Here is an 11,771-nt window from a genome sequence, read left to right as displayed (position 1 = left end):
GGCCGGGGGCAGGCATGGACCGGCCGGTGGCGAGTAGCGCTGCGGGCCGGGTTTGGGCGGCCAGATCGCCGGCAAGTGGTACAGCGATAGTGGGTGGGATTCACGGCACGACAGCCTTGCTGGCCAGTGCTGCTTGCCGTGTCGGTGCACGCAAGCCGCCGTACGAGTCAGCATCTGCCCGCTGGCGAATCCCGCCGCAGACAGGGAACCAGATGATCGCTTCGAGCAATGCAGTGAGTGTAGGCGGCAGGGCCAAGGACAGGTTCGCCTGTAGGCGGATGCTGTTCCGATGCGTCGGCATCTTGCTGGCGTTGACGCTGCCAGCGCTGGGTACGGCCACGCCCCTGACCACGCGCCTGCTCAACGACGACTGGCAGTTTCGCCTCGCGCCGGGCGACGGCGCGGCGGCCACGCATCCGGAGGCCGCGCGTTGGCAGCACGCCACGGTGCCCGGCACGGTGCAGACCGACCTGATGGCGGCCAGGCTGGTCGACGATCCGTTCTATCGCGACAACGAAGCGCGGATCCAGTGGGTGGGCCTGTCCGACTGGGTCTACCGCACGACCTTCCAGGTGGACCCCGCGGAGTTGTCCCGCCAGCACGTGGAGCTGGTGCTGGATGGGCTCGATACCTACGCCGACGTCTACTTGAACGGCAGCAAGCTGCTCGCTGCCGACAATATGTTCCGCCGCTGGCAGGTGCCGGTGAAGTCGCTGCTGCGCGTGGGCAAGAACACGCTGGAAGTGCGCCTGTACTCGCCGATCAAGCGCCTGCAACCGTGGCTGCTCAAGCAGCCGTACGCGCTGCCCGGCGAGTTCGACTCGGCCTTTGGCGACGAGCCCAAGGGCAAGCAGACCGCCAACTACATCCGCAAGGCCAACTATCAGTACGGGTGGGACTGGGGTCCGCGCATCGTCACCGAGGGCATCTGGCAGGACGTGCACCTGGACAGCTGGGACGCTTTGCGTGTCGCCGACTTCCACGTGGAGCAATCGCAGGTCGACAAGCAGGTGGCGCATGTCAGCGCCAGGATCGAGGTGGAGGTCGACGCCAGCCAGCCGCTGAACATCAGCATGGATGTGCTGGGGCCGGATGGCGAAACCGCTGCACACATCGCGCGGGAAGTCACCGTGGACCCGGGCAGTCACCAGGTCAGCCTGCCGCTGCGCATCGCCGATCCCCGGCTGTGGTATCCCGCCGGCTACGGCGCGCAGGACATGTACACCTTCAAGCTCACCCTGCGCGACGCCGCCGGCGTGCTGTATGGCGCCGAGCGGGCGGTGGGGCTGCGCAGCATCGAGCTGCGCAGGCAGCCGGACCGCTGGGGCAGGAGCTTCGAGTTTGTCGTCAACGGCATCCCGGTGTTCGCCAAGGGGGCGAACCTGATTCCGTTCGACAGCTTCCCCTCGCGCGATGCCGGGCTGCGCATGCACGATGTGCTGGCGTCCGCCCGCGATGCCAACATGAACATGCTGCGCGTGTGGGGCGGTGGCTATTACCTGCCGGACCGCTTCTACGAGCTGGCCGACCGCTTCGGCATCATGATCTGGCAGGACTTCATGTTCGGCGGCGCGATTCCGCCCAACGACACGGCCTACGTCGACAACACGCGGCAGGAGGCGATCGAGCAGGTCAAGCGGCTTCGCCACCATCCCAGCATCGTGCTGTGGTGTGGCAACAACGAAGTGCAGACCGGCTGGGAATCGTGGCCGGACCGCGCGGCGTTCCAGCAGACTTTGTCGGGTGCGCAGCGCGACCGCATCGTCACCGGCATGGTCAACCTGTTCGGCCATGTGTTGCGCGACGTGGTGACCCGCTACGACGGCGACGTGCCGTACTGGGCCGGTACGCCGGGCACCGACTACGACGGTCCCGCCAACGTGCCCGACGACGGCGACATGCACTACTGGGATGTGTGGTCCGGCCAGGCCAGGCCGGCCACGGAATATCTCAACATCACCCCGCGCTTCCAGTCGGAGTATGGGCTGCAGTCGTTTCCGGTGATGCGCACCATTCGCGCGTTCGCCGCGCCGGAGGACATGCAGGCCGAATCGCCGGTGATGCGCGCGCACCAGAAATACGACGGCGGCAACGGCAACCAGCGCCTGCGGCTGTACATCGAGCGCAGCTTTGGCGAGCCGCGTGATTTTCCGGCGTTCGTCTATCTCAGCCAGGTGATGCAGGCCCAGGGCATCGCGTTGGCCGCCGAGCATCTGCGCGCCTCGCGACCGCAGTCGATGGGCTCGCTGTACTGGCAGATCAACGACGTCTGGCCGGGTGCCTCATGGTCGAGCATCGACTACTACGGCCGCTGGAAAGCCCTGCAATTCCACGCCCGGCGCTTCTATGCGCCGCTGCTGGTCGCGGCGCTGCGGCATGACGGCAACACCACGGTGTCGCTGGTGTCCGACCGCCTGGCCGCGTTCGACGGCCACTGGAGGGTCCAGCTGATGGACTTCAGCGGCAAGGTGCTCGATGAACACAAGCGCGTGGTCAACCTGCCGGCGCTGAGCAGCACCCAGGTGGCCAGCTATACGGATGCCCAGTTGCTGCACGGCGCCGATCCCCATGGCGTATTCGCCGTGTTCGAGCTGGCCGATGGCGACGGTGTGCAGTCGCGCAACCTGGTGTTCTTCGATGAAGCGAAGAACCTGAAGCTGCCGTCGCCCCACATCCGCACGCAGCTGGAGCCTTCGGTGGATGGCTACAGGCTCACCCTTGCCACCGATACGCTGGCCCGCGACGTGTGGGTGTCGTTCGGCAACCTGGATGTGGAAATGTCCGACAACGCTTTCGACATCCTGCCGGGGCAGAGCGTGACGGTCAGCGTGATCAGCAAGGCGCCGCTGGACGAGGTGGTGCGCGCGCTGCAGGTACAGAACCTGGCCGGCGTGATGCAGGGGCAGTGAATCGAGATGAACTTCATGGAAAAGACAGGGCCGGCCATGCCATCGCGTCGTGATGTTCTGAAATGGCTGGGCGCCGCCACCGCCTCCGGGGTGGCGCTGGGCAGCCTGTCCGCTCGCGCGGCGGCGAGTGCGTCTTCCCGCTACGCAAGCAGGCGGCCGCCGGTGGGTAAGCGCAAGTTCGCGAGCAGCGCCGTCGAGCATCAGCTCGCCATGGTGAAATCGGCCATCGCCGATCCCAAGCTCGCCTGGATGTTCGAGAACTGCTATCCGAACACGCTGGATACCACGGTCGAGTTGGGCACGCTGGATGGCAAGCCGGATACGTTCGTCATCACCGGCGACATCGATGCGATGTGGTTGCGCGATTCCTCGGCGCAGGTGATGCCGTATATCCCGCTGGCGATGCACGATGCCGCATTGCGGCGCTTGTTCCACGGACTGATCCGGCGCCAGGCGCGTTGCATCCGCATCGACCCGTATGCCAATGCCTTCATGCCCGACCCGGCGGCGCGGCCGTTGAGCTGGGCCCTGCACGATGCCACCGAGATGAAGCCCGGCGTGGGCGAGCGCAAGTGGGAGATCGATTCGCTGTGCTATCCGATTCGCCTGGCCTACGCCTACTGGCAGGCGACGGCGGATACCGCGCCGTTCGACGACGACTGGCGCGACGCCATGGCGCGCGTGCTGCAGACGTTCCGCGAGCAGCAGCGCAAGCGCGATCGCGGGCCTTATCACTTCCAGCGCACCTCGCCGGCACCGAGCGAGAGCCAGTACCTGCAGGGCTACGGCAATCCCACGCGGCCCAACGGCATGATCCATGCGATGTTTCGTCCGTCGGACGATGCCTGCCTGTACCCGCTGTTGGTGCCGGCGAACCTGTTTGCCGTGGTCAGCCTGCGCCAGCTCGCGCAGATGAGCCGCTCGATTTATCGCGACGATGCTTTTGCAATCGCCTGCACCGCCTTGGCGGATGAGGTGGAGCAGGCGGTGCAGCGCGATGGCCGCATGCACGAGGCCGACGGCAGCGCTTACTGGGCCTATGAGATCGACGGCTTCGGCAACCAGCTGTTCATGGACGATGCCAATGCGCCGAGCCTGCTCAGCCTGCCTTACCTGGGTTGCTGCGATCGCGCCGATCCCGTCTATCGCCACACCCGCGAGCGCGTGTGGAGCGAACGCAACCCGTATTTCTTCAAGGGCGCCGCCGCCGAGGGCATCGGCGGTCCGCACGAGGGCCTGCGCATGGTGTGGCCGATGTCCATCATGATCTATGCGCAGACCAGCCTGGACACAGCCGAGATCCGTCAGTGCCTGCGCTGGTTGCGCGACACCGATGCGGGCACGGGTTTCATGCACGAAGCGTTCGACCAGGACGATCCCGCGCACTTCACGCGCAGCTGGTTCGCCTGGGCCAATACCTTGTTCGGCGAGCTGATCGTCGATGTTCACGGCAAGCATCCAGAGCTGTTGCGCGGCTGAGCCGCGCCGCAGGCGTACCGTTCCACCGGTTGTTCATGGCAGTCCCCACACTTACGGAGTACCCCCACATGGTGTCCCGCCGACAATTCCTGCAAGGCATGGGCGCGCTGGCCGTGCTTGGCAGCCCCTTGCCGTCCCTGGCCAAGCGCCTGACCGGTGCCGCCGTGGCATCCAGGCCGGCCGACCTGCTCGCCCCATCGGCCAGCGGCGTATCGCGCTATGTCGATGTCTTCGTCGGCACGGGTGGGCACGGCCATACCTATCCGGGCGCATCGATGCCTTACGGCATGGTGCAGCTGAGCCCGGACACCAACGACTTCGGATGGGACGGCTGTTCGGGCTATCACCAGGCCGATGGCTCGATCATGGGGTTTTCGCACACGCATCTGAGCGGCACCGGTGCCAGCGACATGCTCGACGTGCTGGTGATGCCCGCACAGGGCCCCGTGCTGCTGCAGCCGGGCAGTCGTGGGTTGCCGGACGAAAACTACCATTCGCGCTTTGACGGCGCGGCGCCCGGTTCGCATCTGTCGGCCGACAGCAAGGCCACGCCGGGCCATGGCTATCGCTCGCGCTACGACAAGGCGTCGGAGCAGGCGCGTCCGGGTTATTACCGGGTGCACCTGAGCGATCACGATATCGCCGCCGAGCTTACCGCCACTTTGCGCGCGGGCCTGCATCGCTACACCTTCCACGGGCAGGGCGCCGGCCACTTGCTGGTCGACTTCGCGCACGCTTATCACGACAGCGCCAAGCTGCCGGCCGCGGTCACCGACGCGCAGCTGCGCCTGGTCGGCAACGACACCCTGGTGGGCGGCCGCCGCGTGCACCAATGGGCCAACGGCCGCCATATCTATTTCGCGATGAAGCTGTCGCGGCCGTTTTCCAGCGCCACGCTGTATTCCGAAGACACCGCGCTGCCGAGCGGCACCGGCGAGGCCAAGGGCACGCATCTCAAGGCCGCCCTGCATATCGATGACGTGGCCCACGCCCCGTTGCTGGTGAAGGTGGGCATCTCGGCGGTCGACATCGAGGGCGCGCTGCGCAACCTCGACGCGGAAATCCCGGGCTGGGAGTTCGAGCAGGTGGTGCAGGCCGCCGGCGATGCGTGGGAGCGCGAGCTCGGCCGCATCCGCATCGAGTCGTCTTCCGAGCCCACGCTGCGCACGTTCTACAGCGCGCTGTACCACACCATGCTGGCGCCGACGCTGTTCAGCGACGTGGACGGCCGATATCGCGGCATGGACCTGGCGGTCCACCAGCTGGCGCAGGGACAGCACAACTACAGCACCTACTCGCTGTGGGACACCTATCGCGCGCTGCACCCGCTGCTGACCCTGTTCCAGCCCGATCGCGTGCCGGACCTGGTCAATGGCCTGGTGCGCATGGCCGCCGAAAGCCCCGAAGGCCCGCCGGTGTGGCCGCTGCAAGGCGTGGAGACCGGTTGCATGATCGGCTACCACTCCGCGGTGGTGATCGCCGAAGCGCAGGCGAAGGGCTTTACCGGCATCGATTACGCGCGTGCCTGGCCCATCTATCGCAAGCGCGCGATGGAGGACGATTACCGTGGCCTGCCGTACTACCGCAAGCTGGGCTACATCCCCAGCGACAAGGAAGGCGAGGCGGTCAGCAAGACGCTCGAATACGCCTATGACGACTGGGCGGTCGCGCATATGGCGGATGCGGCCGGTGCGAAAGCCGATGCCGAAGCATTGCGCAAGCGCTCGCGTAATTACCGCCACGTGTTCGACCAGAAGCTCAACTTCATGCGGCCGCGCGGCCTCGACGGCAACTGGCTGGAACCGTTCGATCCGCGTGGCATGGGGCATTCCAGCCAATGGCGCGACTTCACCGAGTCGAACTCGTGGGAAGCCAGCTTCCTCAACCAGCATGACCTGTATGCGTACATGGACATGTTCGGTGGGCAGGCGGTGTTCGAGCGCAAGCTCGACGAGCTGTTCACCACCGACTCCAGGCTGCCCGCCGATGCACCGCCGGACATCGCCGGCATGGTGGGCCAGTACGCGCACGGCAACGAGCCCAGCCACCATGTGGCCTACCTGTATGCCTATACCGGTTCTCACCACAAGACGCAGGCTCGCGTGCGCATGCTGCTGGAAACCATGTATCCGCCCGAACCCGATGGCCTGGCCGGCAACGAAGACTGCGGGCAGATGAGCGCGTGGTACGTGATGAGCGCGCTGGGCCTGTATGCCGTCGACCCGGTGAGCACGAACTACGTGTTCGGCAGTCCGCTGCTGGATTGCGCCGAGGTGTCGCTGGCCGGCGAGCGCAGGCTGGTCATCCGCACCACTGGCAACGGCCCGGGCCATGCCTATATCCAGTCGGTGCAGTGGAATGGCAAGCCCTGGACTCGCAGCTGGATCAGCCACGCCGAACTGGCGGCGGGCGGCACGCTGGAATTCCACATGGGCAGCACGCCCAACCTCGCGTTCGGCAGCGCGCCGGCCGACCGGCCGCCCGCATTCGGCTTGCCTGCCACCGCGGCCTTGCCTGCCGAGCCGGCGTAGGCGAAGCCAGGCCGACGCCCGTCGGTCGAACATGTCCCGGGTGTCGCGTGACGCCCGGGACATCGGGGGCGATAAGAGATGGGCGACCACGCCGGACGGCACCTGCCGGGTCCGCTGGAGGCCCCTGCAAGCAGCATGGCCAGAGCCATTCGTCATCTTCGCGTAAGCCCTGCTGCACTGCGACTTGCCTCGATCTAAATAACGCGAAAACATTTGCATCGATCTAAATCAGCGGTGCGGACAAGACGTCCATGGCCAGGGAAAAGACAGCTCATGATTGACAGCGGTCGGGAGTACTGCGTGGCACCCCATGGACATGGGCTGTGCGGCGTCGATCACGTCACCGAAGCCATGCCGCCGGGCACGCTTCGCTCGCCCGGCAACGAACGTCAGCCGGTGCTGGCGGCCGACGTCGGCGGCACCAACGCGCGTATTGGGCTGGTGGCTTTTGCCGAGCGCCATGACCTGCCCGGCAGCCTTGTTCCGGAGATCGTGGCCTACCGGGTCTACACGTGCGATGAGTACGCGGGGCTGGATGCCATCGTGCGCGCGTTCTGCCATGAGCACGCAGTCAAGCCGCGCCGGTTTGCCCTCGCGTGCGCGGGCTTTCTGCACGACGGCTGCGTGGTCAACAGCCATCTCCGGTGGCCTATCGAGCCGGTGCGTCTGGAACAGGCGCTGTCGCTCGACGAGGTGAGCGTACTGAACGATTTCGAGGCGCTGGCGCACGCGACGGCGCATCTGCACGAAAGCAGCGTGATGCCGCTGCATGTGCCGCGTCATGCGGCGGGGGACATCCAGGGTCCCGTGGTAGTGGTGGGACCGGGTACGGGGTTGGGCGTGGCCGTGCGTCTGCCTGGAGCCAGGCCGCAGGTCCTGGCCACCGAAGCCGGCCATATCCAACTGGCGGCACGCGTGGGGCGCGAGCAACAGGTGCTTGCCCAATGGGTGCCCGCCGATACCCATGTGCCGTACGACCACGTGTTGTCGGGTCCCGGTCTGCTGCGTCTGTATCAAGCGCTGTGCCGCCTGGAAGGCCGGCCGGTGGCTTGCCACGCGCCGGCCGCCATCGTCGCGGCTGCCTGTGCGGGCGAGGATGCGCAGGCCATGGAAGCCTTGCAGCTGTTCTGCGGCTGGCTCGGCTCGTTCGCGGGCGACCTGGCGATGTTGTACGGCGCCACCGGCGGCATCTATCTGGCCGGCGGATTTCTGTCGCGCATGTTCGCGTTTCTGGAGAACAGCGCGTTCGTCAGCCGCTTTCTCGACAAGGGCGTGATGTCGCCCTTCCTGCAGACGGTTCCCGTGCAGGTGGTGGATCACGCGCAGCTCGGCGTCATCGGCGCGGCGAGCTGGCTGATGGAGCGATCGCGGCACTAACGCCGCCGCAGGTGTTTTACCCACGGATCGATCCGTTGCCCGTCGCGAACGGGAGGAAGACGGGCGGCGCGAGCGTTTCGTGGGCTGATGTGGGGGGCGTCGATCTTCGTATCGACAACGTTGCGTAAGTCGGATCAAGAAGAAAACGGAGAGTGCCCGCCGGGTCCGAATGCGGCCGGGCAGGGCGCACACAACAACAGGTTCTCTAGAGAGGGGATGACCATGAAAACTATCCGCATGCGGCGCGGCCTGCTTGCCAGCTCACTGGCGCTGGCGCTCGCCGCACCTTCTGTCTTCGCGCAGACGGCCACGCCGGCTGCGACAGGCCAGCAGCCCACCCAGCAGGACGCCACGAACACCAAGGCCGTCACGCTGGACAAGGTCACGGTGACCGGCTCGCGCATTCCGCGTTCGGAAATCGAAGGGCCGGCGCCGGTCACCATCGTCACGGCCGAGCAGATCAAGGCGCAGGGTTACACGACGCTGTTCGAGTTCCTCAATTCGCTGCCGCAGGTGGCCACGCCTGATTTCTACGATCGCGTCTCGACCTGGGGCAGCACCGCGGTCAATGCGCGTCCCATCAACCTGCGCAACCTGGGCCCCGACCATAGCCTGCTGCTGATCGACGGCCATCGCATCGCCGACTACCCGCAGCCCAGCGCGGGCCAGAGCACGTTCCAGAACTACAACAATATTCCCGTCGGCATGGTCGACCACATCGAAGTGCTGGCCACCGGCGCTTCCTCGATCTACGGCTCGGACGCGGTGGCCGGCGTGGTCAACGTGATCCTGAAGAAGAACTACCAGGGCGACGATCTGCAGGTGACCGCCGGCGGCGCCACGCGCGGCGGCCGTGACTACGGCGACGTCAACTTCACCGGCGGCCGCTCGGGCGACCACTGGCACATCATCTACAACTACGAGCACACCAACCGCTCGCCGCTGTGGGGCCGCGACCGCTCGTATACCGACTCCGAGGCCGATGCCGGCTACGGCGCCTGGAATCCCAGCGAGCGCCTGTTCGGTTTCCAGCGTTCCGACGGCCTCGCGCTGCAGAACGCCAATGGCCAGTACATCGCGCCGCCGGCCGGTGCGTGTGGCCAGTTCGGCAACAATTTCCTGGCGTACGACCACAAGACGGTCGGCACCAGCGGCAATACGGTGCTGCCCAACCAGGTCACCGACAACGGCACTTCCTGCTCGCAGCGTGCGGCCTACAGCAACTGGGTGCTGACGCCCGGCCTGCGCAGCGACAACTTCTACGTGGCGGGCGAATACGACTTCAACCAGGGCATCCAGGCCTATGGCTCGGTCGGCCTGTGGGACACCACCGGCACCACCAACACCGCACTGCCGGCGCTGTACCCGATGGGCGGCCTGCCCAACAATTTCTACGACAAGACCACCGGCCAGGTCATCGGCAATTACATCCGCCAGCTGACGCCGCAGGAGCTGGGCAGCTACGGCAACACCCACGACTACGAGCAGAACTGGGACATCCACGCGGGCCTGAAGGGCACCATCTTCGATGACCGCTTCAACTGGGACCTGAACCTCGGCACCAACAAGTACATCGTGCACGAGCACTACACCGGCCTCAACGAACAGGGCATGTTCGACTACTTCTTCGGGCCGCAGCAGGGTACGACCAATGTCGGCGGTACCCTCTATCCCACCTATGCGATGAACAGCAGCCGCTTCTGGAGCCCGATGTCGCCGGCGGACTACCAGAGCTTCGCGGTGGGCGGCGTCAACAGCGCCTATACCTGGATGGACCAGGCCACCTTCAACCTCAACGGCAACCTGTTCGACACCTGGGCGGGTCCGGTCGGCTTCGCCGGCGTGCTGGAAGGCAATCACCAGGGCTTCCAGCTGGCGCCCGATCCGCGCGGCAACACCACCACCTTCGGCGATCCGTTCCAGAACTACATCACCGGTGGCGGCACCCGCAACCGCGTGTCGACGGCGACCGAATTCCGCGTACCGCTGGCATCGACGCTGACCTGGACCATCTCCGGCCGCATCGACAAGTACCGCGACGCCAGCGTGGCGGATATCGCCCGCACCTGGGGCACCGCCATCGAATGGCGTCCGCTCGAGGGATTGCTGGTGCGCGGCACCTACGGCACCAACTTCCACGCCCCGGACATGCAGGCCATCTACCTGTCCGACTCGCAGTCGACCGTGGGCGACTACGCCGATCCGCTCAAGTGCATCCAGACCGGCGACCGCACCTGCCAGAACTACCAGCACTCGACCAGCTTCACCCAGTACTCCGGCGGCAGCCGCAACCTGCTGCCCGAGACGGGCCATTCATGGACCTACGGCGTGGTGTGGGACGTGCCGGCGGTCGAAGGCCTGGGCCTGTCGGTCGACTACTGGCACATGGGCATCGACAACGCGATCAAGTGGATCGATACGCAGACCCTGCTGACCGACGAAGCCGGCTGCCTGACCGGGCAGACCGTCACCGGTGCGCCGTACATCGCCCATCCGCAGGGCTCGGACTACTGCAAGCTGGCGATCAAGGACGTGGTGCGCGACGCGAGCGGCAACATCACCAGCATCACCGTCGGGCCGATCAACGAAGCCTCGCTGTATGTCAGCGGCATCGATGCGTCGATGACCTACAAGTTCGCCACCGCCGACTGGGGCAACTTCAATTTCAATCTCGACTACACCAACAACCTGTCGTACAAGGAGCGCGACCTCGCCTCCGACCCGTTGCTCAACACGCGCTACCAGTACGTGGCCAGCAGGGTCAACGGCACGGCGCACTGGCACAAGGGGCCGTGGGATCTCACCTTGCACGGCGAGCGCTCGGGTGAAATCCGCAGCAACAACTACGCCGGCTGCGAAGTGTTGCCCAACGGCATCGTGCCCGCGATGGGCGACCCGCAATGCGTGATCTATCGCGGTCATGTCGGACCGTGGATCACCTGGAGCACGGCGGCGTCCTATAGCTTCAACGACCGGGTCAAGCTCGGCCTGAACATCTCGAACATCTTCGACAAGGTCGGGCCCATTCCGTACTACTCGGGCAGCTTCGAGTTCATTCCGACGCAGCAGGGCGACTCTTACACCGGTCGCGAAGTGTTTCTGTCGCTGGATTGGAAGATCGACTGATCCCTGCGGGGAGGCGGGCTCGGCATGCGCCGGGCTCGCCTTGCCCGATCGGGTTTCCCATTCCATCCCATGGATGCGGATGAAGGTGGCGACTAGCCACGTTTCTCCTTCGGCACGAACACGAGTGTGGCGATAAGCGCCATGCGGATGCTGACCAAGCACGTTTGGTTGCGTTGGCTGTTGACCGAGAATGTGTCATCTAGTCGATCGGCAACGAGCCGGTATGCGCCTACATCTGGGCGGTGCGATGGAGGGGCTGGCGATCGATGCGCAACGGTAGCCGCCATGCCGAGCAGGTCGCTGGCGGCGCGCTGGGATGCCGCCGAAGCACGCCAAAACCCAGGCCTGG

At 65.8% G+C, this 11,771-nt stretch carries 5 protein-coding genes; all 5 read left to right on the top strand.

Annotated features, from left to right (window positions below):
- Positions 1-278 precede the first annotated feature (278 nt).
- The gene (locus MJ606_RS02310) at positions 279-2,909 is read left to right on the top strand and encodes a glycoside hydrolase family 2 protein (RefSeq protein WP_243047797.1); all 2,631 of its coding nucleotides are present in this window, start codon (positions 279-281) and stop codon (positions 2,907-2,909) included.
- Between the two features lie 36 nt (positions 2,910-2,945).
- Positions 2,946-4,388, top strand: coding sequence for a glycoside hydrolase family 125 protein (locus MJ606_RS02305; protein ID WP_243047796.1), 1,443 nt, complete (start codon positions 2,946-2,948; stop codon positions 4,386-4,388).
- A gap of 68 nt (positions 4,389-4,456) precedes the next feature.
- The gene (locus MJ606_RS02300) at positions 4,457-6,919 is read left to right on the top strand and encodes a GH92 family glycosyl hydrolase (protein WP_243047795.1); all 2,463 of its coding nucleotides are present in this window, start codon (positions 4,457-4,459) and stop codon (positions 6,917-6,919) included.
- Positions 6,920-7,192: 273 nt separating this feature from the next.
- The gene (locus MJ606_RS02295) at positions 7,193-8,296 is read left to right on the top strand and encodes a glucokinase (RefSeq protein ID WP_243047794.1); all 1,104 of its coding nucleotides are present in this window, start codon (positions 7,193-7,195) and stop codon (positions 8,294-8,296) included.
- 222 nt (positions 8,297-8,518) lie between these two features.
- The gene (locus tag MJ606_RS02290; RefSeq protein WP_243047793.1) at positions 8,519-11,422 is read left to right on the top strand and encodes a TonB-dependent receptor; all 2,904 of its coding nucleotides are present in this window, start codon (positions 8,519-8,521) and stop codon (positions 11,420-11,422) included.
- Positions 11,423-11,771: the final 349 nt, after the last annotated feature.

This window comes from Dyella sp. RRB7 (assembly GCF_022761115.1).
In the GTDB taxonomy this organism is placed as follows: domain Bacteria; phylum Pseudomonadota; class Gammaproteobacteria; order Xanthomonadales; family Rhodanobacteraceae; genus Dyella.
This window is presented reverse-complemented; position numbering and strand designations above follow the sequence as displayed.

Coding starts and splice junctions, on each gene's coding strand:
- MJ606_RS02310 (WP_243047797.1), top strand. CDS start 279: ATGCTGTTCCGATGCGTCGGCATCTTGCTGGCGTTGACGCTGCCAGCG.
- MJ606_RS02305 (WP_243047796.1), top strand. CDS start 2,946: ATGCCATCGCGTCGTGATGTTCTGAAATGGCTGGGCGCCGCCACCGCC.
- MJ606_RS02300 (WP_243047795.1), top strand. CDS start 4,457: ATGGTGTCCCGCCGACAATTCCTGCAAGGCATGGGCGCGCTGGCCGTG.
- MJ606_RS02295 (WP_243047794.1), top strand. CDS start 7,193: ATGATTGACAGCGGTCGGGAGTACTGCGTGGCACCCCATGGACATGGG.
- MJ606_RS02290 (WP_243047793.1), top strand. CDS start 8,519: ATGAAAACTATCCGCATGCGGCGCGGCCTGCTTGCCAGCTCACTGGCG.